This window comes from Streptomyces sp. NPDC057854 (assembly GCF_042797055.1).
GTDB lineage: Bacteria > Actinomycetota > Actinomycetes > Streptomycetales > Streptomycetaceae > Streptomyces.
The window spans coordinates 86,224-112,962 of record NZ_JBHVMF010000014.1 but is presented as its reverse complement, the minus strand read 5'-3'; the positions used below and the strand labels follow the sequence as shown (position 1 = coordinate 112,962).

At 73.8% G+C, this 26,739-nt stretch carries 27 protein-coding genes; 10 read left to right on the top strand and 17 right to left on the bottom strand.

The genetic code is table 11. The features are described 5' to 3' along the window. Positions 1 to 8: 8 nt before the first annotated feature. The 11 genes from ACFVQZ_RS21090 to ACFVQZ_RS21040 form a co-directional block, all read right to left on the bottom strand. Positions 9 to 581, bottom strand: coding sequence for a hypothetical protein (locus ACFVQZ_RS21090; protein WP_383624775.1), 573 nt, complete (start codon positions 579 to 581; stop codon positions 9 to 11). A 14-nt stretch (positions 582 to 595) separates the two neighbouring features. Further along, complete coding sequence (locus ACFVQZ_RS21085; protein ID WP_383624772.1) at positions 596 to 1,255, bottom strand: hypothetical protein; 660 nt, start codon at positions 1,253 to 1,255, stop codon at positions 596 to 598. After that, a complete protein-coding gene (locus ACFVQZ_RS21080; protein WP_383624939.1) occupies positions 1,252 to 1,470 on the bottom strand; it encodes a Flp family type IVb pilin in 219 nt (72 codons plus the stop codon). Before ACFVQZ_RS21080 ends, ACFVQZ_RS21085 begins: the two co-directional genes overlap by 4 nt. Positions 1,471 to 1,727: 257 nt before the next feature. Next, positions 1,728 to 2,615: a type II secretion system F family protein gene (locus tag ACFVQZ_RS21075; protein WP_030498168.1), complete on the bottom strand. Its 888-nt coding sequence runs from the start codon at positions 2,613 to 2,615 to the stop codon at positions 1,728 to 1,730. Between the two features lie 19 nt (positions 2,616 to 2,634). Continuing rightward, entirely contained in the window at positions 2,635 to 3,591 is a 957-nt protein-coding gene (locus ACFVQZ_RS21070) for a type II secretion system F family protein (protein ID WP_030498169.1), read from the bottom strand. A gap of 137 nt (positions 3,592 to 3,728) precedes the next feature. Further along, positions 3,729 to 5,084: a CpaF family protein gene (locus tag ACFVQZ_RS21065; protein WP_383624769.1), complete on the bottom strand. Its 1,356-nt coding sequence runs from the start codon at positions 5,082 to 5,084 to the stop codon at positions 3,729 to 3,731. After that, on the bottom strand, positions 5,081 to 5,542 hold the full coding sequence (locus ACFVQZ_RS21060) for a TadE/TadG family type IV pilus assembly protein (RefSeq protein ID WP_383624767.1): 462 nt from the start codon (positions 5,540 to 5,542) through the stop codon (positions 5,081 to 5,083). Before ACFVQZ_RS21060 ends, ACFVQZ_RS21065 begins: the two co-directional genes overlap by 4 nt. Then, positions 5,539 to 5,916, bottom strand: coding sequence for a TadE/TadG family type IV pilus assembly protein (locus ACFVQZ_RS21055; protein ID WP_383624764.1), 378 nt, complete (start codon positions 5,914 to 5,916; stop codon positions 5,539 to 5,541). The genes ACFVQZ_RS21060 and ACFVQZ_RS21055 overlap by 4 nt, the downstream gene beginning before the upstream one ends. A gap of 3 nt (positions 5,917 to 5,919) precedes the next feature. Then, positions 5,920 to 7,182, bottom strand: coding sequence for a MinD/ParA family protein (locus tag ACFVQZ_RS21050; RefSeq protein ID WP_030498173.1), 1,263 nt, complete (start codon positions 7,180 to 7,182; stop codon positions 5,920 to 5,922). 9 nt (positions 7,183 to 7,191) lie between these two features. Then, positions 7,192 to 7,902: a Flp pilus assembly protein CpaB gene (cpaB, locus tag ACFVQZ_RS21045; protein ID WP_030498174.1), complete on the bottom strand. Its 711-nt coding sequence runs from the start codon at positions 7,900 to 7,902 to the stop codon at positions 7,192 to 7,194. A 37-nt stretch (positions 7,903 to 7,939) separates the two neighbouring features. After that, entirely contained in the window at positions 7,940 to 8,794 is an 855-nt protein-coding gene (locus ACFVQZ_RS21040; RefSeq protein ID WP_030498175.1) for a hypothetical protein, read from the bottom strand. A gap of 394 nt (positions 8,795 to 9,188) precedes the next feature. Here ACFVQZ_RS21040 and ACFVQZ_RS21035 point away from each other — a divergent pair, with 394 nt between their 5' ends. Together ACFVQZ_RS21035 and ACFVQZ_RS21030 are read left to right on the top strand one after the other, a co-directional pair. After that, positions 9,189 to 10,898, top strand: coding sequence for a chitinase (locus ACFVQZ_RS21035; RefSeq protein ID WP_383624759.1), 1,710 nt, complete (start codon positions 9,189 to 9,191; stop codon positions 10,896 to 10,898). A 312-nt stretch (positions 10,899 to 11,210) separates the two neighbouring features. Beyond that, positions 11,211 to 12,554, top strand: coding sequence for a M14 family metallopeptidase (locus ACFVQZ_RS21030; protein ID WP_383624756.1), 1,344 nt, complete (start codon positions 11,211 to 11,213; stop codon positions 12,552 to 12,554). Between the two features lie 7 nt (positions 12,555 to 12,561). On the opposite strand, the gene ACFVQZ_RS21025 is transcribed toward ACFVQZ_RS21030, so the two are convergent. The 4 genes from ACFVQZ_RS21025 to ACFVQZ_RS21010 are packed head-to-tail and all read right to left on the bottom strand — an operon-like array spanning position 12,562 to position 15,281. Further along, positions 12,562 to 13,074 (bottom strand): hypothetical protein, encoded by a 513-nt coding sequence (locus tag ACFVQZ_RS21025; RefSeq protein WP_383624753.1) that lies wholly within the window; start codon positions 13,072 to 13,074, stop codon positions 12,562 to 12,564. A gap of 44 nt (positions 13,075 to 13,118) precedes the next feature. Then, on the bottom strand, positions 13,119 to 13,529 hold the full coding sequence (locus ACFVQZ_RS21020; RefSeq protein WP_030498179.1) for a RidA family protein: 411 nt from the start codon (positions 13,527 to 13,529) through the stop codon (positions 13,119 to 13,121). Next, the gene (locus ACFVQZ_RS21015) at positions 13,522 to 14,298 is read right to left on the bottom strand and encodes an IclR family transcriptional regulator (RefSeq protein WP_383624749.1); all 777 of its coding nucleotides are present in this window, start codon (positions 14,296 to 14,298) and stop codon (positions 13,522 to 13,524) included. The genes ACFVQZ_RS21020 and ACFVQZ_RS21015 overlap by 8 nt, the downstream gene beginning before the upstream one ends. Then, on the bottom strand, positions 14,295 to 15,281 hold the full coding sequence (locus tag ACFVQZ_RS21010) for a sugar kinase (protein WP_383624935.1): 987 nt from the start codon (positions 15,279 to 15,281) through the stop codon (positions 14,295 to 14,297). Before ACFVQZ_RS21010 ends, ACFVQZ_RS21015 begins: the two co-directional genes overlap by 4 nt. Before the next feature lie 173 nt (positions 15,282 to 15,454). Here ACFVQZ_RS21010 and ACFVQZ_RS21005 point away from each other — a divergent pair, with 173 nt between their 5' ends. Together ACFVQZ_RS21005 and ACFVQZ_RS21000 are read left to right on the top strand one after the other, a co-directional pair. Next, complete coding sequence (locus tag ACFVQZ_RS21005; RefSeq protein ID WP_383624746.1) at positions 15,455 to 16,747, top strand: alanine racemase; 1,293 nt, start codon at positions 15,455 to 15,457, stop codon at positions 16,745 to 16,747. A 13-nt stretch (positions 16,748 to 16,760) separates the two neighbouring features. Further along, complete coding sequence (locus tag ACFVQZ_RS21000; protein ID WP_383624744.1) at positions 16,761 to 18,359, top strand: amidohydrolase family protein; 1,599 nt, start codon at positions 16,761 to 16,763, stop codon at positions 18,357 to 18,359. Here ACFVQZ_RS21000 and mptB read toward each other — a convergent pair. Then, the gene (gene mptB, locus ACFVQZ_RS20995) at positions 18,356 to 19,744 is read right to left on the bottom strand and encodes a polyprenol phosphomannose-dependent alpha 1,6 mannosyltransferase MptB (protein WP_383624741.1); all 1,389 of its coding nucleotides are present in this window, start codon (positions 19,742 to 19,744) and stop codon (positions 18,356 to 18,358) included. The two genes, ACFVQZ_RS21000 and mptB, sit on opposite strands and share 4 nt — an antisense overlap. A gap of 47 nt (positions 19,745 to 19,791) precedes the next feature. Continuing rightward, positions 19,792 to 20,238, bottom strand: a complete 447-nt coding sequence (locus ACFVQZ_RS20990) for a hypothetical protein (RefSeq protein ID WP_383624738.1) — start codon at positions 20,236 to 20,238, stop codon at positions 19,792 to 19,794. A gap of 120 nt (positions 20,239 to 20,358) precedes the next feature. On the opposite strand from ACFVQZ_RS20990, the gene ACFVQZ_RS20985 reads away from it, so the two are divergent. From ACFVQZ_RS20985 to ACFVQZ_RS20960, 6 genes are all read left to right on the top strand, one after another. Then, positions 20,359 to 21,570, top strand: a complete 1,212-nt coding sequence (locus ACFVQZ_RS20985) for a pyridoxal phosphate-dependent aminotransferase (protein WP_030497659.1) — start codon at positions 20,359 to 20,361, stop codon at positions 21,568 to 21,570. Positions 21,571 to 21,658: 88 nt separating this feature from the next. Next, complete coding sequence (locus ACFVQZ_RS20980) at positions 21,659 to 22,048, top strand: hypothetical protein (protein ID WP_030497660.1); 390 nt, start codon at positions 21,659 to 21,661, stop codon at positions 22,046 to 22,048. A 133-nt stretch (positions 22,049 to 22,181) separates the two neighbouring features. Then, positions 22,182 to 23,306 (top strand): hypothetical protein, encoded by a 1,125-nt coding sequence (locus ACFVQZ_RS20975; protein WP_383624733.1) that lies wholly within the window; start codon positions 22,182 to 22,184, stop codon positions 23,304 to 23,306. Next, positions 23,303 to 24,559, top strand: coding sequence for a toxic anion resistance protein (locus ACFVQZ_RS20970; RefSeq protein ID WP_383624730.1), 1,257 nt, complete (start codon positions 23,303 to 23,305; stop codon positions 24,557 to 24,559). The genes ACFVQZ_RS20975 and ACFVQZ_RS20970 overlap by 4 nt, the downstream gene beginning before the upstream one ends. Next, a complete protein-coding gene (locus ACFVQZ_RS20965) occupies positions 24,556 to 26,157 on the top strand; it encodes a substrate-binding domain-containing protein (protein WP_383624727.1) in 1,602 nt (533 codons plus the stop codon). The genes ACFVQZ_RS20970 and ACFVQZ_RS20965 overlap by 4 nt, the downstream gene beginning before the upstream one ends. Next, positions 26,144 to 26,734 carry a hypothetical protein gene (locus tag ACFVQZ_RS20960; RefSeq protein WP_383624724.1) on the top strand — a complete coding sequence of 197 codons (591 nt, stop codon included), beginning with the start codon at positions 26,144 to 26,146 and terminating at the stop codon, positions 26,732 to 26,734. Before ACFVQZ_RS20965 ends, ACFVQZ_RS20960 begins: the two co-directional genes overlap by 14 nt. Positions 26,735 to 26,739 lie beyond the last annotated feature (5 nt).

Sequence of the window (26,739 nt, the reverse complement as noted above, 5' to 3'; positions counted from 1 at the left end):
ACAGCGCCTCAGGAGAGCTTGAGAGTGGCGGGTTCGAACGTGGGCAACTGGAACGAGACCTCGGTGGTGGAGGCGGGGGGTGCGGGGAACTGCATGAAGACATCTATGGTGCCGCCGGCCGACAGGATCCCGAGGCCGGTGGTGGTCAACGGGCGGCCATCTGTGTCACGAAGGACGTAGTAACGCTTCTTTCCCACAGCGTCCACGAGGGTGGCTCCGCCCAAGGACTTGCCATGCTTCACCACCTCCGTTTCAACCCCCCTCATATCGGGAACGGCACGCCCCTTGCCGGACGCGTTCCTCAGGACGCCTTTGAGCGTCAAGAACCCTCCGGCCTCTCGCTCTGCCGAATTGATGGCGACCTCGAAACCGTCCTGTCCCTTCACCACGGCCAGGGGCTCCACCGGTTCCTGCGCACTCTGCGGCTGTGCAGGGGAACTGCTCGCCTGGGCGCTTGCGGACTTCGACACAGCGGGCTTGTCGGCCTTCGGTTCGTCACCGCTTGCGCTGCAGCCGGCAACAGTCAGCGAGGCCATCGCCGCGAGGATGACGAACCCCCCTCTCACGTGAGTGACCTTCATAAGGAGCGCTTCCTTTACTCGTCGTCGCCGATCAGTCGGACACGAAAGAGGGCATCAGCTTCAGGGAGGACGGGGTCCTCCGGGTCGATATCCCAAGGTTGGCCGTCACAGGTGAGACCAGAGATCGGACCAGGGTCCTCTTCTTGAGGGTCTTCACTCGGCGTACTGGATGGCTCCGGCTCGGCCGACTGGTCCGAGCTCGTTCCCCGGCTCGGTTCCTGGGTCTTGAACGTACAGAGCGGTTCAATCACCGCTGAGGCCGTGGCCACTGCCCGTTCGTTCGCACCAGGGACAACCGCCTCTCCGACCGATTCGTCAGTCCGCACAGTGACGGTGAAGCCGAACTGCATCGGCTCGCAAGCATCGACCTCGGCCTTGTTGAGGGAGGCTAATTCGATGGCCCTCTCGCACGCGCGGTTCTCGGTGTACGCCTCGCCCCGCACAAACGGCTGCCATAGGCCTGGGGCATCAATCACCTTGAGCCAGCCCTCACGTAGCTGATCGCGAGCATCTTGCGTAGCCCCGAGGGCGGCTGCCTCAGCGGCGGTGTGGGCACCGTTGCGCAAGACCGCCGCCTGTCCCACAGCCAAGTAGACGAAGGCGAGAAACAGCAGCCCGGCAATCACCGCGATGTACGCGGGGAACGCCTGTCCCCAGTCCCCGCCGCCGCTCACTTGGCGGTCAGTTCGGCGATCTTGTTCTCGATGGCTGTCAGAATCGTGGACCCGAGGCCCGTGCCACTGATGGCCACCACGATCGCCACCACCACCACAATGATCCCCAGATACTCCACCGCCGTCTGCCCCCGGTCCCGGTCCCGGGCCCGGGTGCGGGTGGTGGGCAGGTGGACGTGGGACTTGGTCAGGGCCTTCAGGAGCGCGTCGTACATCGTGGTCCCCTCCGCGTTCGGACGCTTGTGCTCGGGCACGGGTGGCCGGCCCGTGGGTCTGGGTGCGGGGCCTGGTCATCGGGTGCCTCGCCGGGCGGGGCGAGGCGCGTCGGTGCGTCGGCTGTTCAGGCTCTCGGCGCTCGCGTTCATCCCGTACCCCCTCCCACACTCGGTCAGCACTCTGTCACATGCGGTTGCCCGCGCGAAGGGGGTTCGCCAAGCTCGGGTGAGATCGAGACAGTCGGCGGCCCGCCCGCTCACTCGCCCGTGATCGGGCCCAGGTCGGTGCCCGTGCCCAGGAACAGGCCCGCGCCGAGGAGGATCATCGTGGCGGGGACCATCAGGGTGGTGATGACCATCGTCGCCTTGGGGACGGCCTTCGCCGCCTTGCGCCGCGCGTTCTGCGCGTCCGTGCGGCGCATGTCCTCCGCGATCTGGATGAGCGTGTCGACGATGGGCGCGCCCAGCTCCTCGCCCTGCTGGAGCGCCGTCACGAACTGGGCCACCTGCTCGGAGTCGTTGCGGCGGCGCAGTTCGTCGAACGCCTGGCGGCGGGTCACGCCCATGTCCATCTGGCGCAGGGTGATGCGGAGTTCGTCGGACCAGGGGCCGGAGTACTTGTCCGCGACCCGTTCCAGCGCCTGGCGGAAGCCGAGGCCCGCCGAGACGACGACCGCGAGGACGTCGAGGAAGTCGGGCAGGGTCCGTTCGATCTGGTCCTTGCGGATGCGGACCGCCGACCAGATCCCGACCTCCGTCCAGAACGCGCCGAAGGCGAAGAGCAGCGCCGCCGTGACGTAGGAGCCCCGCGTCAGCATCAGGAGGCCGCCGAGACCGCCGAGGAAGCCGTAGACGGCGCGCCGCGCACCGTAGCGGTCGATGGTGAGGCCGCCCGGGTTGCCCGCCAGGTCGATGCGGCGGCGAACCGCGCCGACGCGCTTCGGGCCCATCCAGCGCAGGACCGCCGGCGACCAGCGCATGCCGAGGCGGTCCACGGCCGAGTCGACCGCGCCGGTGCGGGTGGCGCCGACCTCCAGGGCGAGCCGCAGGTCGTCGGGGAGGCGGGCGTCGGCGCGGTACAGGCGGAGCCCGTACGCGAAGCCGGCGACGGCGAGGCCCGCGAGGAGGGCGATGGCGAGTTCCAGCATCTGCGGTTCCGGCCCCTTACACGTCGATCTTCGAGAAGCGGCGGATGACGGCGAAGCCGAGCACGTACAGCGCGCAGGCGACGACCACCGCGCCCTGGCCCAGCGGCGAGCCGGTCATCCGGTCCAGGGCGCCCGGCTGCATGTTGTCGATGAGCAGGAGCGAGCCGAAGCCGATCACGGGGACCGCGTACGCCGTCATGCTCACCTGGGAGAGCTGGGTGCGGACCTCGCGCCGGGTCTCCTTGCGCTGCTCCAGCGTCTCGGTCAGGTTGCGCAGCGACGACACGACCGTGCCGCCCGCGCGGTTGGCGAGCACCAGGGTGGTGACGAGGACGACGAGTTCGCGGGACGGCAGGCGCTCCGCCAGCTCCTCCAGCGCGTCGTCCAGCGGCGTGCCGACCGCCAGCTGCTGGGACACCTTCTCCAGTTCGTCGCCCGCCGGCGACTCCATCTCGTCGGCGGCGAGGCTGATCGCCATGCGGAGGGCGAGGCCGGCCTGGGTGGCGTTGGCCAGGATCCGGGACAGTTCCGGGAGCTGGTTGATGAAGCGCTCGATGCGCTTCTGCCGCTGCCAGTTGAGGTAGCCGAGCGCGACCCATATCCCGAGCAGGCCGCAGATCGGGCCGAAGAACGGCGACAGGGCCGCCTGCCCGACGGTCCACAGGACCGCCACGGACGCGGCGAGCGCGACCGTGAACTCGCCCGGGGTCACGTCGAGCCCGGTCGCGGCGATGCGGCGCTCCAGGTTCCGGCCGAGGGCCGTCGCCCGCACCCGCCGGTCCAGGGCCGCGAACCGGCGCCTGCGGCGGCCGGTCGCCTCGGGCGCGACGGTGTCGTCGAGGCGGGCGACGAGCGCGGCGTGGCGGCGCGCCCCGTTCGCGTACACCTGGACGCCGACGACGGCGAGGACGCAGGCGAGCAGTGCCGCGCCCGTCGTCAGCCAGAACGGGTCCCGCCAGAACGGGTCGGTCATCGGGATCCTCCTCGGCCGGTCGGGGCCTGTGCCGGCGTCGGGGCCTGTGCGGCCGTCGGGGCCTGTGCGGTCGGCGGGGCCTGAGCTGCCGCCGGAGCCTGTGCCGGCGTCGGGACCAGGGTGTCCATCCGGTCCTCCTACGTCGCTTCTCGGGTGGCGAGGTGGCTGTCGTCGGCGGCGACGCCGAAAGCCGGGGGGACGGGCTGCCCGGCCATGTAGAGGCGTTCGGCGACGCGGCGGGGCAGCGGGTGGTGCACGTACCGGCCGTGCACGCGTCCGTCGGCGGCGAGCGGTTCGGCCTGGAAGTGGCAGACGGTGGCGAGCAGGAAGCGTTCGCGGCCGTGCGACGCGAGGATCGCGATCTCGGTGATCCGGCGGGTGCCGTCGGGGTGGCGGGTGAGCTGGACGAGGACGTCGACGGCGCTGTTGATCTGGTCGCGCAGGGCCTCGAAGGGGACCTTCACCTCGGACATCGAGGCGAGGGTCTGGAGGCGCATCAGCGCGTCCTCGGCCGAGTTGGCGTGGACGGTGGCGAGGGAGCCGTCGTGGCCGGTGGACATGGCCTGGAGCATGTCGAGCGTCTCGCCGCCGCGGACCTCGCCGACGATGATCCGGTCGGGGCGCATGCGGAGCGAGTTGCGGACGAGGTCGCGGATGGTGACCTGGCCGCGGCCCTCGATGTTCGGGGGACGGGCTTCGAGGCGGATGACGTGGGACTGCTGGAGCTGGAGTTCGGCCGAGTCCTCGATGGTGATGATCCGCTCGCCCTCCGGGACCAGGCCGGAGAGGGCGTTGAGGAGGGTCGTCTTCCCGGTGCCGGTGGCGCCGGACACGATGATGTTGAACTTCGCCTGGACCAGGCCGGCCAGGAGCAGCAGCATCTGCTCGTCGAGCGAGCCGAGGCCGGTCATCTCGTGGAGGGTGTAGGCGCGGGGGAAGCGGCGGATGGTGAGGGTGGCGCCGGTGAGGGAGAGCGGCGGGATGATGACGTTGACGCGCTCGCCGGACGGCAGGCGGGCGTCGACCATCGGGTTGGACTCGTCGACGCGGCGGTTCACCGTGGAGACGATCCGCTCGATCGTCTGCATGAGCTGGTCGTGGGAGGCGAAGCGGAGCGGGAGGAGTTCGACCCGGCCGCCGCGCTCGATGTAGATCTGGTCGGGGCCGTTGACCATGATCTCGGTGATGGAGGCGTCTTCGAGGAGCGGTTCGAGGACGCCGAGCCCCAGGGCCTCGTCGACGACGCGGCGGATCAGCCGGCCGCGTTCGGCGGTGGAGAGGACGGGGCCCTCGCGGCTGATGATGTGCCCGAGGACGCGTTCGAGCCGGGCCCGCCGTTCCGCGGCGGCGAGCGCGGACATCTCGGTGAGGTCGATCTCCTCCAGCAGCTTGGCGCGGAAGGACGCGACGAGGTGGCCGTCCTCCCGGCCGCCGCCGGGCCCGGCGGCGCGGGGGTCGTCGCCGGAGTGGTGGATGCGGGCGCGCAGGCTCATGGGCGGGCGTCCTCCTGCGGGGTGGCGGGCAAGGGCATGGTGGCGGTCTTCTCGACCGTGCCGAGGTCCCAGAAGGGGACGACCTCGGGGATCCGGACGACGGCGGTGACCGACACCTGCCCGTCGCCGGGGACGGGGCTGCCGGGGGTCAGATCCAGCCATCCGCTGACGGCGGCCTCCTGGGCGGCCACCGGGTCCAGGTCCGTGCCGGCGGACGCGGCGCGCGCGCCCGCCCGCGCCGCCGTGCCCGCCTGCTGCGCCGCGTAGGCGGCCAGGCCGAGCTGGAGCCCGGCGAGCCCGACGATCAGCAGGAGGGGCAGGAAGCCGAGGTACTCGAGGGCCGCCTGGCCCCGGTCGCGGACGCCGGAAGAAGAGGTCGTACGGCTCCGAGGGGCGTCGCCCGGCAGGCCCGTACCGCCCGGCCGGGCACCGGCCCGCCCCACCCTCGTCCGGTTCACGGCGTCGTCACCGATCCCTCGTGGACGGCGCCCGCCGTGGCCTCCACGCCGTCGAAGCTTCCGAAGCCGGGGAAGAGGATCGGGACGGGGACGCTCACGGTGACGCGGACCATGCCGTCCGCGCCCGGGCCGCATCCCGACACCTGGGCCCCCGACCACATCCCGTCCAGGTGCCGGTTCGCCGCGCCCTCGCAGTCGCCGTCGACGGCGGCGGCGCGGGCCGCCTCGTCGGCCGCGTTGCCGGCCAGGACGTACGTGTAGCCGACCAGGACGACCTGCCACAGCAGGGCCATGGTCAGCAGGATGACCGGGACCATGCCGGTGAACTCCACCGCCACCTGGCCCCGGTCGCCCCGTGTCCTCGGCCGCCGCATCGCTCAGCGTCCTCCGCCGCGCCGCCGCAGCCCGAGCGAGCCGCGGTCGCCGGCGCGGGCGAGCGCCTTGCCGGGGCCGGGGGCGGGGGCGGCGGGCCCGGTGAGGCCGAGTTCGCCGGCGAGGGCCCAGAGGGCCTGCTTGACGGTGGAACGGGCGTCGAGTTCGTGGAGGCGGCCGGCGTCGACGACGGCCTGGAGCTCCTTGTAGGCGGCGGGGACGGTGACGCCGGCGATCCGGGTGCCGGTGATCTTCTGGACCAGGGCCGGCTGGATCTCGGCGGTGCGGGCGTGGCGGTTCACCAGGGCGACGCTGGCCTCCGCCTTGCGGACCTGGAGGCGTTCCCACATGCGGACGGTCCGCCGCGCGGCGCGGACGGCGATGACGTCGGGGGTGGTCACGAGGAGGGCGGTGTCGGCCAGTTCGATCGCGGCGGCGTTGGCGCTGTCGAGGCGCGAGCCGCAGTCGACGACCACGACCTCGTGGCGGGCGCGCAGGGCGCTGACGATCTGGCGGGCGGCGCGGTCGGTGACCTCCTCGCCGCGTTCGCCCTCGGCGGGGGCGAGGAGCAGGGAGAGGCCGGTCTCGTGGACGTACACGGCGTCCTGGAGGACGCGCGGCGAGAGGTCGGCGATGGCGGCGAGGTCGGCGGCGGAGCGGCGGAACTGGACGTCGAGGTAGGAGGCGATGTCGCCGCTCTGGAGGTCGAGGTCGACGAGGGCGACGGTGCGGCCGGCGGCGCGGGCGGCGAGGGCGAGCTGGACGGCGGTGAGGGTGGTGCCGACGCCGCCCTTGGCGCCGCTGACGGTGACGACGGTGCCGCCGGGTCCCGCGGCGAGTTCGGCGGCGCCGCCGCCGAGGTGGCGGCGGAAGCCGGCGGACCACTGGGCGGCGGCCTGGACGCGGCCGGCCAGCTCCTCGTAGCCGAGCGGGAGGGTGACGAGGCCGCGGGCGCCGGCGTCCATGGCGGCGGCGAGCAGGCCGGGGCCGGTGTCGGCGGTGACGAGGACGACGCCGACGGCGGGGAAGCGGAGGGCGACCTCGCGGACGAGGTCGAGGGCGGGGACGGGGCCGATCCGCTCGTGGACGAGGACGACCTCGGGGAGCGCGTCGAGGGATTCGGCGGCGAGCCGGGCGAGGGCGTCGACGAGCTGGGTGGAGTCGGGGACGGGCGGGGCGGGTTCGGCGTCCGGGAGCTGGCCGAGGAGGGTGGCGACGGCCCGGGCGGCGTCGGGGTCGCCGACGGCCGGCAGGATCCTGGTGGGCATGGCCGGGCCTCACTTGTCCTTGTCGAGCGTGTAGGTGCGGTCGCCGGGGGCGGGCTCGGCGGGGGCGCCGCCGGCCGCGGGGGCGACGAGGGCGAGGCGTACGTGCTCCGCGAAGGACTCGGCGTAGGCGACGCGCTGGGTGTCCCGGGCGGACAGGGCGAAGGTGATGGGGACGGCCTCGGTGGTGGTGCGGGAGTCGGGCTTCGGCTTGAAGGGGGTGAGGGTGCCGACGTCGATGACGCGGGCGCCGGCGACGAGGAGCCGGGACTGGCTGGGCTCGTCCTTGGTGGCGCCGTCGAAGGTGGCGTAGATGTTGACGGTGGCGCCGGGGGTGATCTTGCCGGCGACGCCGGTGGCGGCGTCGATCATGATGGCGATCTCCTGCTCGCCGGGGCGGAGCTCGGGCCGGGGGACGATCATGTCGCGCTGGAGGAGGGAGCCCTTGCGGAGGGTGGTGACGGCGGTCTTGCCCTCGATCTGGGCGAGGTCGGTGACGGCGGTCGCGGAGAGCCAGCGCCTGGGCAGGGAGATCTTCTCGAAGTCCGCCGCGGTCAGCCGCCGGTAGGGCTCGACGTCCCGGGCGACGCGGTAGGCGGTGGTCTCCGGCCCGACCTTGGCGTTCACGTCGCTGATGACCGCGAGGACGCCGGCGAAGGCGCCGAGGGCGCAGAGGACGGAGAGCAGCAGCAGGATGACGCCGCGGCGCTGGCGGGAGTTCATGGCCGTCGTTCTTCCTCGGTCGGGGGCGTGGGCGGGTTCACCGGGGCTGTCCGGCCGGGGCCGGGAGGTCGGCGGCGAGCGGTGCGGCGCAGAAGCCGCAGCGGTCGCCGATGAGGTCCATGCCGCACCAGTGGCAGGTCTCGCGGCGTACCGAGGCGACGAGCCGGTGGAGGACGGGCAGGTCGGGGAGGTACGCGGCGAACTCGACGAGTTTCGGGGTGCCCCACCAGGCGGGTGACCCGGCGGGGAGGGGGGTCTCCTCGGGGGGTCCGGCGACGGCCCAGCGGGGGGCGAGCCGGGTGGTGGGCCAGTCGGTGGCGAGCTGGCCGCGGGCGACGGTGAGGCGGGTGGTGAACTCGGGTCCGGTGAAGCCGGACTCGTCGGCGCCGACGCGCACGATCCGGGGCGCGGGTCCGGCGAGGACGGCGAACTGGGCGCCGGGCAGCCAGCTCTTGAGGTGGGAGCCGAGGGTGACGGGGACGCGGTCGAGGCGGGAGACGGAGCCGAGGACGGCGCCGGCGTAGATGTAGTGGGCGAGGAGCCGGGCGGCGGAGGCGAGGACGCCGGGGCTGATGTCGCAGGCGGAGAGCTGCCGGAGCTGGCGGACGAGGACGGCGGCGCCGAGTGGCGGCAGGTCGGTCCTGACCAGCGCGATCCGGTCGCTCTCCAGGAGGCCGCGGACGGTGTGGAGGCGGTGGGCGACGGCGGGCGGCGCGGCGGACGGGCAGACGACGACGACGTGTCCGAACCGGTCGACGAGCCGGCGGAGTTCGGTGACGGAGTCGTCGAGGGTGCGGGCGCCGGGGTCGGCGAGCACGGCGGCGTTGGGCGTGCCGGGGTCGGTGGGCGGCAGCACGAGATCGGCACCGGTGACCGCGATCGCTGTCGGCACGTGAGCCCCCGCCTTCCCGTCCCCTCCGGCCTCCCGGCCGCCGTCGGCCGTCGCGGCCCGTTCCGGTCCCGCGGCCTCCGCCGGTCCTCGGGGGTCCCGCCGGCCCTGGTGGCCCGTGGGCCTCCGGGTGCCGTGCGTCGCCCCTGTTCTGCACCTTATCCACGCGGACCGGGGTGGTGAACACACAATCCCTCAACTCCCGGCGGCTTTCCCGTCACCGGATTGCGGGGCTCCGCTCGTCGCCGGTCCGTGCCAGAGGTCTTGACAACCCAATTGGTCTGGACCAACTTGGTGCGACGACGGCGGTGGCCACCTCCCGAATCCCCATCCCCTGACCGCAGTTCCCCGTACGACGACGTACGGCACCTCCAGCTCCCGACTCCCCCACCGGAGGATGCACGTGGACCGCACCACCCCCCGCCGCCTGCTCGGCGGAGCGCTCGCGCTCGCCGTCGGGTCCGGGCTCGCCCTGGTCGGCGGCACCGGCACCGCCCTCGCCGCCGACGTCAACAACGCCCGGAACGCCGGTTTCGAGAGCGGCCTGGCCAACTGGTCCTGTTCGGCCGGCAGCGGCACCGCCGTCGCGAGCCCGGTCCGCACCGGGGCCGGCGCCCTCAAGGCGACCCCGGCCGGCCTCGACAACGCCAAGTGCGTGCAGACCGTCACCGTGAAGCCCAACGCGACGTACACGCTGAGCGCCTGGGTGCAGGGCGGGTACGCCTACCTCGGCGCGAGCAACACCGGGACCGGCACCGGCACGGTCTCCACCTGGACGCCGGACTCCCCGTCCTGGAAGCAGCTGACCACGACCTTCACCACCGGCGCCTCGACCACCTCGGTCGAGATCTTCACCCACGGGTGGTACGGCACCGCCGCCTACCACGTGGACGACGTGAGCGTCTTCGGCCCCGACGGCGGCGGCACCCCGGACCCCGACCCGGTCGTCCCCGCCACCCCGGCCGGGCTCGCCGCCGGCACGCCCACCTCCAGCACGGTCCCGCTGAGCTGGAACGCCGTCTCCGGCGCGACCGGCTACAAGGTGTACCGGGACGGCACGCTCGCCGCGACCGTGTCCGGCACCTCCGCCACGGTCACCGGCCTCGCCGCCGACACCGCGTACTCCTTCCAGGTCGCGGCCACCAACACGGCGGGCGAGTCCCCGAAGTCGGCCGCGGTGTCCGCCCGTACGGCCAAGGGCGGCACGCCCGGCCCCGGCCCGGCCGTCCCGAAGCACGCGATCACCGGCTACTGGCAGAACTTCGACAACGGCGCCGCCAAGCAGAAGCTCCGCGACGTCCAGGACGCCTACGACATCATCGCGGTCTCGTTCGCGGACTCGACGGCCACGCCCGGCCAGATCGTCTTCAACCTCGACCCGGCCGTCGGCTACGCCTCGGTCGCCGACTTCAAGGCCGACATCGCGGCCAAGAAGGCGGCCGGCAAGTCGGTGATCATCTCGGTCGGCGGCGAGAAGGGCAACGTCACGATCAACAGCGACGCCAGCGCCACCGCCTTCGCGAACAGCGCCTACGCGCTCTTCCAGGAGTACGGCTTCAACGGGATCGACATCGACCTCGAGCACGGCATCAACTCCACCTACCTGATCAAGGCGCTGCGGCAGCTGTCCGCCAAGGCGGGCCCGTCGATGGTTCTGACGATGGCCCCGCAGACCATCGACATGCAGAACACCGGCACCGAGTACTTCAAGACCGCGCTCGCCGTGAAGGACATCCTCACGGTGGTCAACACCCAGTACTACAACAGCGGTTCGATGCTGGGCTGCGACGGCAAGGTGTACAGCCAGGGCTCGGTGGACTTCCTCACCGCGCTCGCCTGCATCCAGATCCAGGGCGGTCTCGACCCGTCGCAGGTCGGCCTGGGCGTCCCCGCCTCCACCCGGGGCGCGGGCAGCGGCTACGTCGCCCCGTCGGTCGTGAACAACGCGATCGACTGCCTGACGAAGCTGGCCAACTGCGGCACCTTCAAGCCCGCCCAGGCGTGGCCCACCCTGCGGGGCGCCATGACCTGGTCGACCAACTGGGACGCGACGGCCGGCAACGCCTGGTCGAACGCGGTCGGCCCGCACGTCCACGGCCTGCCGTAACCGCACCCGAGGGGCCCCGCCCCGACCCGCTCCCCCATCGCGGCGCCGCCGGATCCTCCGGCGGCGCCGTGGGCGTTCCCGCCCGCCCCGCGCGCACCGGCGGCACCGCGACCCGCCGCGCCCGTTCCCGTACGCCCGGCACCGCGACCCGCCGCGCCCGTTCCCGTACGCCCGGTGTCCCGTCCCCTAGCGTGGCGGCGACCATGGCCGAACTCCCTACCTTGACCCGTCCATGACATGGCCCCACGCTGTGTCCCGGACACACCCGCACCTGTTGTCGCACTCCCCCACACTCCCCACCCAGGAGACACCATGCGACGTCCCCGACGCGGCAGAAGGTCCGCCACCCTCGCGGCCCTCGTGGCGCTCGCCCTCGCGGCGCCCCTCTCCGCCCTCTCCTCACCCGCCGGCGCCGACCAGCCCACCGCCGCCCGGGGCGGCGAGGAGGTGATCCGGCAGTACGAGATCGCCGGCCCCTCCACCGTCGCCGCCCGCACCGCCCTCGCCGCCACCGGCGTCTCGATCGACGAGGTCGACGCCCGGTCGGTCGTGGTCAGCGCCGACGTGCGCCAGCTGGCCCGGATCGAGGCGCTCGGCTACGAGGCGACCGCCCTGCCGGCGCCGCCGGACCGCGGCGAGCCCGGACGGTCCTCCCTCGGGCCGCTCGACTTCCCGTCCGCCGACGCCAAGTACCACAACCACGCCGAGATGACGGCGGAGATCGACCAGCGGCTCGCCGCCTACCCGTCGATCATGAGCAAGCGGGTCATCGGCAAGAGCTACCAGGGCCGCGACATCGTCGCCATCAAGATCAGCGACAACGTGGCCGCCGACGAGAACGAGCCGGAGGTCCTCTTCACCCACCACCAGCACGCCCGCGAGCACCTGACCGTCGAGATGGCGCTCTACCTGCTCCGCGAGCTCGGCGCGGGCTACGGCACGGACTCCCGCGTCACGAACATGGTGAACGGCCGCGAGATCTGGATCGTCCCCGACCTCAACCCGGACGGCGGCGAGTACGACATCGCCTCCGGCTCCTACCGCAGCTGGCGCAAGAACCGGCAGCCCAACGCCGGCTCCTCGTACGTCGGCACCGACATGAACCGGAACTGGGACTACAAGTGGGGCTGCTGCGGCGGCTCCTCCGGCTCCAAGAGCTCCGAGACCTACCGGGGCGCCGCCCCCGAGTCGGCGCCCGAGGTGAAGGTCGTCGCCGACTTCGTCCGCTCCCGCGTGGTGGGCGGCAAGCAGCAGATCAAGGCCGCGATCGACTTCCACACGTACAGCGAGCTGGTGCTCTGGCCGTACGGCTGGACGACCGCGGACACGGGGCCCGGCATGACCCAGGACGACCGGGACGCCTTCGCCGCGGTCGGCGGCAAGATGGCGGCGAGCAACGGCTACACGCCGGAGCAGTCGAGCGACCTGTACATCACCGACGGGTCGATCGACGACTACCTGTGGGGCACCCACCGGATCTTCGGGTACACCTTCGAGATGTACCCGACGTCGTCCTGGAACGGCGGCTTCTACCCGCCCGACGAGGTCATCGAGCGGGAGACCAGCCGCAACCGGGACGCCGTGCTCCAGCTGCTGGAGAACGCCGACTGCATGTACCGCTCGATCGGCAAGCAGGCGCAGTACTGCACCGGCTGAGAGGGCGTCAGGAGGCGTCGTCGAAGTAGGCGTCGAGGACCGCGTCCAGCTCCGTCTCCCAGGCCGCGACGCGGCCCCGGTCCGGCGCGACGATCTCGATCGGGTACCAGCGCCGGTCCGGGGTGTGCACGGTGACGGTGAACCGCTTCCCGAACCGGCTCTTCTCGCTCTCGACGGCGGCGAGCTCGTCCCAGCGGAAGTCGCACGCCTCCTCGTCGTAGCTCAGCCGCACGCCCTCGGCGTCGGCGACGATCCGCCCCCGCCGGTCGGCGGCCTCGAACACGGGGCCGTCGGCCGGCTCCTTCCGGGACACGGCCTCACCGCCGTCCTCACGGCCGGCCTCGGTGACGTCCTCCGTGACGTCCTCCGTGACGTCGTTCGTGACGAGGTCCGTCGCGGCCGCGTCCTCCGTCACGGCGTCCTCGGGCGGGGCCACGGTTCCCGTGAGGCCCGGGACGAAGCCCGGGTCGGCCGAAGCGGCGGACAGGGGCTGCTGTATGGGTCCGTTGCTCTGCTCCACGGCGGCAGTATGGCCGACGCCCCTGTGAAGCGCCCCCACCGGGTTCAGTCCAGGACGGCGAGCGCGTCGATCTCGATGAGGAGACCCGCGGGGAGGCCGACGTAGACGGTGGTGCGGGCGGCCGGCGGGGCCTTGAGGTCCTGCTCCTCGAAGTACGCGTTGTAGATCTCGTTCATCTCCGCGAAGTGGTCCACGTCCGTGAGGTAGACGCGCATCATCATCACGTCGTCCCAGCTCGCGCCGCCCTCCTCCAGGATCGCCTTGACGTTGGCGAAGGTCTGGAGGGTCTGCTCGCGCAGCGTCGGGCCGGCGGGCGTCGGCGGCTGCCCCTCGACGGCAGGGAGGAAGCCGACCTGGCCGGCGACCTGGAGGATGTTGCCCTTCCGCACGCCGTGCGAGAACTTCGCGGGCGGCGTGGTGTGGGTGGCGGGGGTGAGGGCGGTCTTCTCAGTCATCTGCGGATACCTCTGCTTCCTTCGGTGGGGTGGTGCCGGAGTAGTCGTGGCTGATCGCCTCCGCCGTGCGGCGCACCAGCGGCAGCAGGGCGAGCAGTTCCTCGGCGGTGACGACGACGTTGGGCGCGGAGACCGACATGGCGGCGACGACCCGGCCGTCGGCGCCGCGGATCGGGGCGGCGACGCAGTTGATGGACTCCTCGTGGCCGCCGAGGTCGGTGGCCCAGCCCTGCTCGCGGACGGTCGCCAGCTCCTGGAGGAAGGCGGCGGCGTCGGGGGTCGAACGGGGCGTGTAGCGGGGGTAGTCGAGCTTGGCGGCCAGCGCGCGCCGCTCGGGTTCGGGGAGGTCGGCGAGGAGCAGCTTGGCGACGGCGGCGACGGTGATCGCGACGGGCTTGCCGATGCGCGAGTACATGCGGACCGGGTAGCGGCTCTCGACCTTGTCGATGTAGACGACCTCGCCGTCCTCGTGGACGGCGAGGTGGACGGTGTGGCCGGTGCGCTCGTTGAGGGCGGTGAGGTGGGGGTGGGCGATCTCGCGGACGTCGAGGTTCTCGACGGCCTCCTGGGCGAGGGCGAAGAGGCGGGCGCCGAGGCGGTAGCGCTGGTCCTGCTGGCGGTAGACGAGGCCGTGCTCGTGGAGGGTGCGCAGCAGCCGCAGGGCGGTGGACTTGTGGACGCCGAGCCGGTCGGCGACCTGGCCGAGGTCGGCGGGGCCCTGGGCGAGCAGCGGCAGGATGCTGAGCGCCCGGTCGACGGTCTGGCTCATCGGGTACGTACCTCCTCGTCGGCCGCCGTCCAGCCGGGGCCGAGGTGCAGTCTCCCCCACGCGCCGGCGTCGAGCGCGGCGAGGCGGTCGGCGCGGTCGCGCGGGGGCGGGACGGCGAGGTCGCCGGGGGAGGTGAGGGCGGCGGCGGCCATGAGGTGGCCGTGGCGGAGCCGGGCGGGCAGGCCGAGGCCGCGGAGGGTGGCGGAGAGGAAGCCGGCGGCGAAGGCGTCACCGGCGCCGACGGTGGAGACGACGTCGACGCGGGGTGCCGGGACGGCGACGGTGGCGGGGGTGCCGGCTCCCGGGGGGCGTACGGAGGCCGTCGCCGGGCCGGTGCCGCCCTTGACGACCAGGGTGGCCGGGTCCGGCAGGAGGGCGCGGACGGCGGCGGGGTCGGCGGCGTCCCAGAGCCGGTCGGCCTCGTCCGCGCCCACGAACACCAGGTCCGCGCGGTTCGCGAGGTCCCGCAGCACCTCGGGTGCGTCGCCGTCGCGCCAGAGGCCGGGCCGGTGGTTGACGTCGAAGGAGACGAGGGGGCGGCCGGGGCGCGGCTCGGTGAGGTCGTACAGCAGGGCCCGGCAGTCGGGCGAGAGCGCGGCGGTGATGCCGGTGAGGTGGAGGATCCGGGCGTCGGCGACCGTCTCGTACGGGACGGTGGCGGGGGACATCGCGGAGGCGGCGGAGCCGGCCCGGTAGTAGACGACCTCGTGGGCGTCGGTCGCGCGGTCGGCGTCGGTGCGGAAGTAGACGCCGGTGGGCCGGTGCGGGTCGCGGCGGACGGCGCCGGTGTCGACCCCGTACGCGGCGATGGCGGCGAGCAGGTGGTCGCCGAAGCCGTCGGTGCCGACGCGGCCGACCCAGCGGGCGCGGTGGCCGGCGGCGGCGAGGGCGCAGGCGACGTTGGACTCGGCGCCGCCGACGGCGCGGGTGAAGGCGGGGACGTCGGCGAGTCGGCCGGGCCGGGTGGGCAGGAAGGTCACCATGGACTCGCCCACGCAGACGACGTCGCACGACGGTCCGGCCACGGTCACGCTCCTGCTGGTCCTGTGGTGTCCGTGCCGGGTCCATTGACCCGGCCTCGGCCCGGATGTTAGACAGCGGTGAGCGTCATACGCAATGGGCGTTGCATACTCCGCAACGCCCCGAGGAGGGATTCATGCCGAGCGAGCTGCCGACCGACGTGCCGACCGATCTGGCGGACGAGCGCGTCGACCACCGCTTCAAGGGCCTGCCGCCGGACGCGGAGGGCCTGACCGTCGGCGAGCTGGCCGCCCAGCGCCGTTCCCTCTTCACCGGCGGCTTCACCACCCCGGTCCTCGCGCTCTCCGCCGAGTCCGTCGAGCACAACCTGCGCGCGTTGGAGGAGTACGCCGAGCGGCACGGCCTGGCCTTCGCCCCGCACGGCAAGACGTCGATGGCGCCGGTCCTCTTCCGCCGCCAGATCGAGCACGGCGCCTGGGGCATCACGGCCGCCGTCCCGCACCAGGTGCGGGTGTACCGGGCGCACGGCGTCGACCGGATCTTCCTCGCGAACGAGGTGGTGGACCCGGTGGCGCTGCGCTGGCTCTCCGCCGAGCTGGACGCGCACCCGGAGTTCCGGCTGGTCTGCTACGCCGACTCGGTGCGCGGCGTCGAGCTGATGGACGAGGCGCTGCGGGCGGCCGGGGCCCGCCGCCCGCTGGACGTGGTGGTGGAGCTGGGCGCGGGCGAGGGGGCGCGGACCGGCGCGCGGACGGAGGCGGAGTGCGCGGCGGTCGCCGACGCGGTCGCCGCGACGACGACGCTGCGCCTGGTCGGCGTGGCCGGCTACGAGGCGGAGGTGCCGGGCGCCGACGGGGAGTCGGTGCGGGCCTGGCTGCGCCGGCTGACGGGGCTGGCCGCCGCCTTCGACAAGGAGGGCCGGTTCGCGCCGGAGGCCGGCGAGATCGTGGTGAGCGCCGGCGGCAGCGCCTGGTTCGACGCGGTCGCCGACGTGTTCGCGGAGATCCCCGCGCTGTCCCTGCCGGTGCTGAAGCTGCTGCGGTCGGGCGCGTACGTGTCGCACGACGACGGGCAGTACCGCGAGAAGACCCCGTTCAACCGGGTCCCCGGCGAGGGTTCCCTCCAGCCGTCGTTCCGGCTCTGGTCGCAGGTGGTGTCGCGGCCGTCCGCCGGGCAGGCGTTCACCAACGCGGGCAAGCGGGATGCGGCGTACGACCTCCACCTGCCGGAGGCGCAGGTGATCCGGGACGCGCGCACCGGGGAGGTCCGCCCGGCCGACGGGGTCACCGTGACCGCCCTGTCCGACCAGCACGCCTGGCTGCGCACCGAGGACGGGGCGGACCTGGAGGTCGGCGACTGGGTGGGGATGGGCCTGTCGCACCCGTGCACGTCGTTCGACAAGTGGCAGCTGATCCCGCTGGTCGAGGCGGACGGCACGGTCGTCGACTACGTCCGCACCTTCTTCTGAGCGGGGGCCGGGCATGTGGGATCTCGTCCTCCGGGACGCCGAGGTCGTGGACGGCTCCGGCGGCCCTTCGTACCGGGCCGACGTGGCCGTCGACGACGGCCGGATCGTCTCGGTCGTACGGGAGGCCGCGGCGGCGGGCTGCCAGCGGCCGACGGCGACCCGGGTGGTCGACGCGGAGGGCCTGGTCCTCTCCCCCGGCTTCGTCGACATGCACGCCCACAGCGACCTGGCGCTGCTCCGCGACCCGGACCACAGCGCGAAGGCCGCGCAGGGCGTCACCCTGGAGGTGCTGGGCCAGGACGGCCTGTCGTACGCGCCGGTGGACGACCGCACCCGGGAGGAGGTGCGGCGGGCGATCACCGGCTGGAACGGCGACGGGCACGACCTGGACCTGGACTGGCGGACGGTCGGCGAGTACCTGGACCGGCTGGACACGGCCCACGGCGGCGAGGGCATCGCGGTGAACGCCGCCTATCTCGTCCCGCAGGGCACGGTCCGGATGTACGCGATGGGCTGGGCCGACCGGCCCGCGACCCCCGCCGAGCTGGACCGGATGCGCCGGCTGGTCGCCGAGGGCCTGGAGCAGGGCGCGGTCGGCATGTCGTCCGGGCTCACCTACACCCCCGGCATGTACGCCCCCGACGCGGAACTGACCGAACTGTGCCGGGTGGTGGCCGGGTACGACGGCTACTACTGTCCGCACCACCGCAGTTACGGGGCGGGGGCGCTGCGCGCGTACGAGGAGATGATCGCGCTCACCCGGGAGGCGGGCTGCGCGCTGCACCTCGCGCACGCGACCCTGAACTTCGGCGAGAACGCGGGCCGGGCGCCGGAGCTGCTGGCGCTGCTGGACCGGGCGCTGGACGCGGGCGCCGACCTGAGCCTCGACACGTACCCGTACACCCCCGGCTGTACGACCCTGCTCGCGCTGCTGCCGTCGTGGGCGCAGGAGGGCGGCCCGGAGGCGGTGCTGGCGCGGCTCGCGGACGGGGCGGTGGCGGAGCGGATCCGCCACGACCTGGAGGTGACCGGCTCGGACGGCTGCCACGGGGTGCCGGTCGACTGGGCGACGGTCGAGATCTCGGGGGTCGCGGACCCGGCGCTCGGCTCCTGGACGGGCCGCCGGCTCGGGTCCTGGGCGGAGGCGCGGGAGCTGCTGCTGGCCGACCGGCTCGGGTCGACGATCCTCCAGCACGTCGGGCACGAGGAGAACGTGCGGGCGATCATGCGGCACCGGGTGCACACCGGCGGCTCGGACGGCATCCTCCAGGGCGCCAAGCCGCATCCGCGCGCCTACGGCACCTTCCCCGAGTACCTGGGCCGGTACGTGCGCGAGGAGGGCGTGCTCTCGCTGGAGGAGTGCGTGGCGCACCTGACCTCGCGGCCGGCGGCCCGGCTGCGGCTGCCCGACCGGGGCCTGGTGCGGGAGGGGTACGTGGCGGACCTGGTGCTCTTCGATCCGGCGACGGTCGCGGCGGGAGCCACGTACGACGCGCCGCGGACGCTGCCCACCGGCATTCCGCACGTGCTGGTGGCGGGGCGCTTCGTGATCGAGGACGGCCGCCGCACGGACGCCCTGCCGGGCCGGGCGATCCGCCGGACGCCGGTCTAGGTCGTCCGGACGCCGGCCCGGGTGGCGGCCGGCCAGCGGTCGCGCCGGAGCCACAGCGCGCCGAGCGCGAGGACGGCGCCGGCGGCGGCGAAGCCGTACCAGGGGGTGTGGCCGGCGGGCTGGGTCTCATAGACGAGCGCGGCCGAGACCACGGCGAGCACCTGCCCGGCCCGGCTGTGCCAGGCGACGGCGGCGACGGCGGCCGTGCCCCACAGCAGGTACCAGGGCTGCACCATCGGCGACAGCGCGACCAGCGCCACCAGGGAGAGGCCGAGCCCGAGGACGGGGTCGAGCCGGCCGCGCCAGGCCCGCCACGCCAGCAGGCAGATGATCACGGCGGCGGCGAGCAGGCCGAGCTTCTGCACGACGGCCTTGACCAGCTCGGGGTCGTCGGCGAGCAGGGTGCCGAGGGCGAGGCCGAGGTCGCTGGTGAGGGAGAGCGGGGTGTGGATGGCGCCGGCGACGGACTGGGTCCGCAGCCAGCCGAAGCCGGTCCCGGCGAGCAGGCTCGCGCCGGCGGCCACCGCCCCGGCGACCGCCGGCGGCAGCAGCAGTCCCTTCGGGAGCCCGTCCCGGCGGGCGACGACGACCGCGACGAAGAGGAGCGCGACGACCGCCGGCGACTTCACCATGACGGCGCAGCCGATGAGCACGCTGCCGAGGACCCACCGTCCGCGCACGGCGAGCAGCATGCCGCCGAGGGTGAGGGCGGCCATCAGCCCGTCGTTGTGCACGCCGCCGAGGACGTGGACGAGGAGCAGCGGGTTGAGGACGGCGAGCCAGAGCGCCCCGTCGCCCTTCCCGAAGCCGCGCACCGCCCACACGAGCAGCGCGACGGCGGCGACGGCGAGGAGCCGCAGCAGCAGGACGGCGGGGACGACGGACCCGCCGGTGAGCCGGACGACGGCCTCGGCGAGCAGCAGGAAGACGGGACCGTACGGGGCGGGGGTGTCGGTCCAGTTGCCGCCGACGCTCGCCGCCGCGTCGGCCCCGAGCTCTCCGGGGCGGAGCGCCGACGGGCCGGCGCCGTAGACGTCGTGGCCCTCCAGGACCATGGCGCCCTGCGCGATGTAGCTGTACACGTCGGCGCTGTGCAGCGGCGGGGCGAGCAGCAGCGGCGCGCCCCAGGCGGCGAGGGTGCCGAGCGCGCCGGTGGCGGCGCCGCGCGCGAGCAGCACGCCGTAACGCCACCAGGCGGCGACGAGCAGGGTCAGGCCGAGGGCGGCGAGGACGGCGCCGGCGGTCTCGGTCGCGGAGGCGCGCGGCGCCCACAGGGGGCCGCCGCCGATCACGGGCAGCGCCCCCGCCGCGTACCCGCCGACGGCCACGGCGAGCGACCCGCCCGCACCCAGCCACCGGCATCCGGAACCACTCACCGCCCACATGCCGGACAAACTACCTGGCGGCCGGCGCGGGCCCGGGGGCCGGTCGGTCAGCGGCGGCCCTTGCCGTTGCCGCGGCCCTTGCCGGGCCGGTCGGTCGCGGGGGCGGCGGGGCGGGTGGGGGCGGCGGACGGCGCGGTGGTCTCCGCGGGGGCCGGGGCGGAGGAGGCGGACGGCGGCGGGGCGGTGGTGGCGGGGCCGCTCGCCGTGGCCGGGGCGGTGGGGGCGGGGGCCGCCGGGCGGCTCGTGCCGGGGTCGGCGGCGGGGGTGGTGGCGTCCTGCGCGGGGTCGGCCTGGATGAGGGCGGGGAGTCCGTCGCCGGTGCCGCGTTCGGCCGGCCGCTTCGGTCCGCCGCCGCCTCCGGTGAGCGCCACCGCCCCGAGTCCCAGCACCGCGGCCCCGCCGGCGGCGACCAGCCACAGGGCGCCGCGTCCGCGCCGGGCGGAGGCGTGTCTGCGGCGCCCGCGGGCGGGTCTGTGGGGGTCCTCGAAGCTCATGGCCCGCATTGTAGGGATCACGACAGGTGCCGCCGTCCGCCGTGCGGGGCGGGGCCCGGCGACACCCGACGTGTCCGAGAACACGGGGCGTCCGGCCCTCCCCCGCCGTAAGCTCTCGTCATGCAGGTGATCCAGTCCACGAAGCTCGCCAACGTCTGTTACGAAATCCGGGGCCCGGTGCTCGAAGAGGCGATGCGGCTCGAAGCCGCGGGTCATCGCATCCTCAAGCTCAACACCGGCAATCCGGCCGCCTTCGGCTTCGAGTGCCCGCCCGCGATCCTGGAGGACGTCCTCCGGAACCTGTCCGAGGCGCACGGCTACGGCGACGCGAAGGGCCTGCTGGCCGCGCGCCGGGCGGTGATGAGCCACTACGAGACCAAGGGCATCCACCTGTCGGTCGAGGACGTCTACCTCGGCAACGGCGTCTCGGAGCTGATCCAGATGTCGATGCAGGCGCTGCTCGACGACGGCGACGAGGTGCTGGTCCCGGCGCCCGACTATCCGCTGTGGACGGCGTCGGTGTCCCTCGCGGGCGGTACGGCGGTGCACTACCGCTGCGACGAGCAGGCGGACTGGATGCCGGACCTGGCCGACATCGAGCGGAAGATCACCGACCGCACCAAGGCGATCGTGATCATCAACCCGAACAACCCGACCGGCGCCGTCTACGACGACGAGATGCTGCGCGGGCTGACCGAGATCGCCCGCCGGCACGGCCTGGTGGTCTGCTCGGACGAGATCTACGACAAGATCCTCTACGACGGCGCGACCCACACGCCGACCGCGGCGATCGCCCCGGACCTGCTGTGCCTGACGTTCAACGGCATGAGCAAGAACTACCGGGTGGCCGGCTTCCGGTCGGGCTGGCTCGCGGTCTGCGGCCCGAAGCACCACGCCTCCTCGTACATCGAGGGGCTGACGATCCTCGCCAACATGCGCCTGTGCGCGAACATGCCGGCCCAGCACGCGGTGGCCGCCGCGCTCCAGGGGCGGCAGTCGATCGAGGACCTGGTGCAGCCGGGCGGCCGGCTGCTGGAGCAGCGGAACACGGCGTACGAGCTGCTGACCTCGATCCCGGGCGTGACCTGTGTGAAGCCGAAGGGCGCGCTGTACCTGTTCCCGCGCCTCGACCCGAACGTCTACAAGGTCAAGGACGACCGGCAGATGGTCCTGGACCTGCTGCGGGCCGAGAAGATCATGGTGGTGCACGGGACGGGCTTCAACTGGCACGAGCCGGACCACTTCCGGCTCGTGACGCTGCCGTCGGTCGCGGACCTCACGGACGCGGTGACGCGGATCGGGCGCTTCCTGGACGGCTACAGCCAGCCGTGACGGCCCCCGACTCCGGACCGGTCTCAACTTTAGACAGGATCTAAACTAGCCGCTAGGATGGTCTCCGAGCAGTCAGGAGGCCGTCCCCATGTACGAACCGATCCGCACCAAGTCGGTCCACACGGCGTCCGACGACCCCGGCGCCTACCCTCACCGCTCCCGCGAGGAGGAGCTGGACATCCAGCTCGCCGGCCACCTCGCCGCCCTGCTCGCCGTGACCGACGAGCTCGGCGACACCGAGGGCGGCGAGCTGATCGCCCGGCAGGTGGCCCGCCTCCGCGGCGCGCCGCCCGCCCGCCACGCGGGCCTCAGCGGCGCCTCCCCCGAGGCGCTGCACCGCAAGGCGCACGCGCTCGCGGGCCGCGCCCTGGTCGTCGCCGCCTCCCGCGCGGACACCTCCGCCGCGATCCTCGCGGCGGAGCGGATGGACGCGCACAGCGCGGCACTGGCCGGGGACTCCCTGGCCGCCGCCCCCTGACGGCCCCGGGCCGCGCGGCACGAACCGCGCGGCCCGGGAGCCACCCAACCCCCGGGCCGTTCCGGCGGGTTCCCCTCCGGTTCCCTACCGGGATCGTCACTTCACCGCCCGTCCACCCAACTCCCCCTGGAATGTGGGTTTCCGCGAGCACTCTGCCCGCGTGAGACGCATTCTCGGAATCGTCCTGGCCGTCCTGCTCCTCGGCGGCGTGGCCGCCGTCCTCGTGACGGGCGGCGATCAGGACAAGGGCACGGCAACGAAGACCGTGCGAGGAGTCATCGGCTCGGAGAAGAGCGAGTTCTTCGCCGACGCCGACGTCGTGAAGGCCCTGGCAGCCCGGGGCCTCACCGTGCGGACCGAGACCTCCGGGTCCTGGGACATGGAGCAACTCCCCCTGGAGGGATACGACTTCGCGTTCCCGTCCTCGAAGGGACCGGCCGACGAGCTGCGCGCCAAGGCCGCCGACAAGGCCCTCGCCGCGCCGCTGCGCCCCTTCTACTCCCCGCTGGTGGTCGTCGCCCACAGCGACGCCGCCCGGGTGCTCGCCAGCAACGGCCTCGCCACCCTGACCGCCCGCGGCACCCGCGGCATCCTCAAGATGGACGCCTACCTGGCCGCCGCTCGCGCCGACCGCACCTGGCAGCAGCTCAAGGGCGCCGACCGGCACGCCGAACTCAGCGGCACGCTCTTCGTCACCTCCACCGACCCGGTGGCCTCCAACTCCGGCGCCCTCTACCTCGCCGCCGCGAGCTACGTCGCCGACGGCGGCCGGGTCGCCGACGGCAAGGAGGCCGTCGGCCGCACCGCCCCGCTGCTGCGCAAGCTCACCCAGGTGCAGGGCGCCCAGCAGACCAGCTCCGACGCCCCCTTCCGGGACTTCGTGAGCGGCGTCGGCAACCCGCTGGTGCTGGTGTACGAGTCCCAGGTCGCCTCCCAGCTCCTCGCCAAGCGGCCGATGGGCGACCTCGTCGTCCTCTACCCGGACACCACGGTCAACAGCGACCACACCCTCGTCCCCCTCACCGAGGGCGGCAAGGAGCTGGGCCGGCTGCTCGCCGAGGACCCCGAACTGCGCCGCCTCGCCGTCCGGCACGGCTTCCGGCCGCAGGGCGCCGCCGCCGAGTTCACCGAGGCCACCAACCCGCACGGCGAATACCTCAACCAGACACTCACCGGAGTCCGCCAGGCGCCCGTGCCCACCGGAGCGGTGCTGCGCGACATGGCGCTGCGGGCCCGTGACCAGGGGGGCACCGCATGACCGAGCACACCGACCCGCGCGCCGGCCGGCCGCCCGCGAACCCGTACGCCGCGCCGCCGGAGTCCACCTTCGTCCTGACCCCGCCCGAGCACGACACCCCGCTCGTCCTCACCCCGCCCGCCCCGGCCCCCGCGGTCCGCGCCGAGCAGGCCGCCGGACTCGTCCCGCTGGACGAGACGGTCCGCGCGGAGATGTCCCGCCGGGCCGAGGAGTACGTCGGCTCCCTCGCCGGACTCGACCCGCGCTCCCCGGAGTTCGCCGGCCGCATCGGCGAGATCGCCGCCCTCGGCTCCGGCGAGATGCGGGCCGCCGCCCAGCAGTCCAACCGGATGCTGGACCGCACCGTCCGCTCCCTCGGCCAGGGCGGCGGCGACGCCTCCGCCCGCGTCGGCTCCTCCCTGGTCGAACTCCGGCGCACCGTCGAGGACCTCGACCCCCGCGACGCCCCCGGCAAGGGCCTCAAGGGGCTCCTGTCGAAGCTGCCCGGCGGCAACCGGTTCCGCGACCACGTCGCCCGGTACGCCTCCTCGCAGGCCACCCTCAACCGGATTGTCGGCGCGCTCCGCGGCGGCCAGGACGAACTCCGCCGCGACAACGCCGCCCTCCAGACCGAACGCGCCCGGCTCTGGGAGACGATGGGCAAGCTCCAGGAGTTCGCCGTCCTCACCGAGGCCCTCGACGCGGCCGTCGAGCAGCGGATCGCGGCCACCGCCGACCCGGCGGAGGCGGACGCGCTCCGCGCCGACGTCCTCTTCCCGGTCCGCCAGAAGCACCAGGACCTGCTCACCCAGCTCGCCGTCTGCGCGCAGGGGTACCTCGCCATGGACGTGGTCCGGCGCAACAACGACGAGCTGATCAAGGGCGTCGACCGGGCCGCGACCACCACCCTGTCCGCGCTGCGGATCGCGGTCATGCTCGCCTCCGCGCTGGAGAACCAGCGCAAGGTCACCGAGCAGGTGAACGTGCTCCGCTCGACGACGGAGGACCTCATCCGCGGCAACGCCGAGATGCTGTCCACCAAGGCCGGCGAGATCCAGCGGATCGCCGCCGACCCCGCCGTCGGCGCCGAGACCCTGCGCACCGCCTTCCAGCAGATCTACCGCACCCTCGACGCCATCGACACCTACAAGGTGCAGGCGACCGAGGCGATGGCCGCCACCGTCTCCTCCCTCACCGCCGAACTCCAGGAAGCGAGCGCCCACTTGGACCGCAGCCGACGCACCGGCGCCCTGGAAGGCGGCACCCCGGCATGAGACCCCGCGCCCTCCCGCGCCTGCTCGCCGCCCTCGCGCTCGGCCTGGCCCTCACCACCACCGCCGCGGCCTGCTCCGTCCCCGACAACTCGACCGGCGGCCAGGGCGCCGGCCGCCCGAGGACCGACCGGACGCCGCCCGCCGCGCCCGGCACCCTCCGGGTCCTCGCCTCCTCCGAACTCGCCGACATGGCACCGGTCCTGGAGGAAGCCCGCGAGGCCACCGGCGTCACCGTCCGCACCACCTACGCCGGTACCCTCGACGCCGTCGAGCAGATCGCCTCCGGCCGCGCCGAGAAGGACTACGACGCCGTCTGGCTGTCCTCCAACGACTACCTCCGGCTCCGCCCCGACACCGCCCGCCGGATCACCAACGAGACCCCCGTGATGACCTCCCCGGTGGCGCTCGGCGTCCGCCCCGAGGTCGTCACCCGGCTCGGCTGGGACCCGCGGAAGGTCACCTGGTCGCAGCTCCACCAGGCCGTCGCCGCCGGGAAGCTGACGTACGGCATGACCGACCCGAAGCGGTCCAACTCCGGCTTCTCCGCGCTCGTCTCGGTCGCCTCCGGCCTCTCCGGCGCCCAGTCCGCCCTCAGCGAGCAGGACGTCCGCAAGGCCACCCCGAAGCTCCGGGAGTTCTTCACCGGCCAGAAGCTCACCTCCGGCTCCTCCGGCTGGCTCGCCACCGCCTACGGCCGCCGCACCGACGTCGACGCCCTCGTCAACTACGAGTCGGTCCTGCTCGCCGCGCCCGGCGGGCTCACCGTCATCCGCCCCGCCGACGGCGTCGTCACCGCCGACTACCCCCTCACCCTGCTCACCGCCGCCCCCGCCCACGCCAAGGAGTCCGCCCAGCGGCTCAGCACCTGGCTCCGCACCCCGGAGGCGCAGCGCCGCATCACCGGGACGACGCTGCGCCGCCCCGTCGTCGCCGGCGTCGAGCCGGCGCCCCGGCTCGACCGGGACCTGCGGCGCGAACTCCCCTTCCCCGGCAGCCGGGCCGTCGCCGACGGCCTGCTCGACGCGTACGACAACACCCTCCGCCGGCCCTCCCGCACGGTCTACGTCCTGGACACCTCCGGGTCGATGGCCGGCGAGCGGCTGACCCGCCTCAAGGAGGCGCTGGCCGAGCTGACCGGCGACTTCCGGGACCGCGAGGAGGTCACCCTGATGCCGTTCGGCAGCACCGTGAAGACCGGCGAGGTGCGCACGTACACGGTGGACCCGAAGGACCCGGCGCGGGCCCGCGACGCGATCCGCGCCGACGCGGGCCGGCTCACCGCCTCCGGCGGCACCGCGGTCTACTCCAGCGTCACGGAGGCGTACCGCAGCCTCGGCGCCGCGCCCCGCGACACCTTCACCTCGGTCGTGCTCATGACCGACGGGGAGAACACCGACGGGATGGCGGCCGGCGAGTTCGACGCCTTCTACCGCGCGCTCCCCGCCGAGCAGCAGCGCACCCCGGTCTTCCCGATCCTGTTCGGCGACTCCGACCGGGCCGAGCTGGAGCACATCGCGGAGCTGACCGGCGGCAAGCTCTTCGAGGCGGCCCAGGGCTCCCTCGACGGCGCCTTCGAGGAGATCCGTGGGTACCAGTGACCGCGTGCTCCGCTACGCCGGGTCCCGCAAGAACCTCACCGGCTGCGTCTGCGGCCTCGCCGGCCTCGGGGTCACCCTCACCGGCGCGGCCGGCGCGCTGTGGCCGCTGGTGGTGTGCGGCCTGTACGCGGCGGGCGCGCTGATCGCCCCGCCGGAGCGGCCCGGCACCCCGGACTTCCCGAGCGCCGGCGAGCAGCTGGAGTCGCTGCGCGCCGACCACGCCAGGCTGCGGGAGTACCTGGCGGAGGTGGAGCTGCCGGAGTCGGCGCGGCAGCGGCTCGACGAGCTGGACGCGCTGTTCGAGGCGCTGCTCGAACCCGGCTGGGTCAGCGACCCGGAGCACCTGCACGTGCTGGCCCGCGCGGTGCGGCAGGACGTGCCGGAGGCGGTCGACGCGTTCGTGCGGACCCGCTGGTGGACCCGGGTGAACCCGGGCTCGGAACCGCCGGAGCGGCATCTGGAGCGGCAGCTGGCCGCGCTCCGCGAGGAGGCGGGGCAGATCGCGGCGGCCCTGCAGGAGGCGGAGGAACTGCGCCAGCGCGCCCACACCCGCTATCTGGAGGACCGGGGCGCCTGATCCCC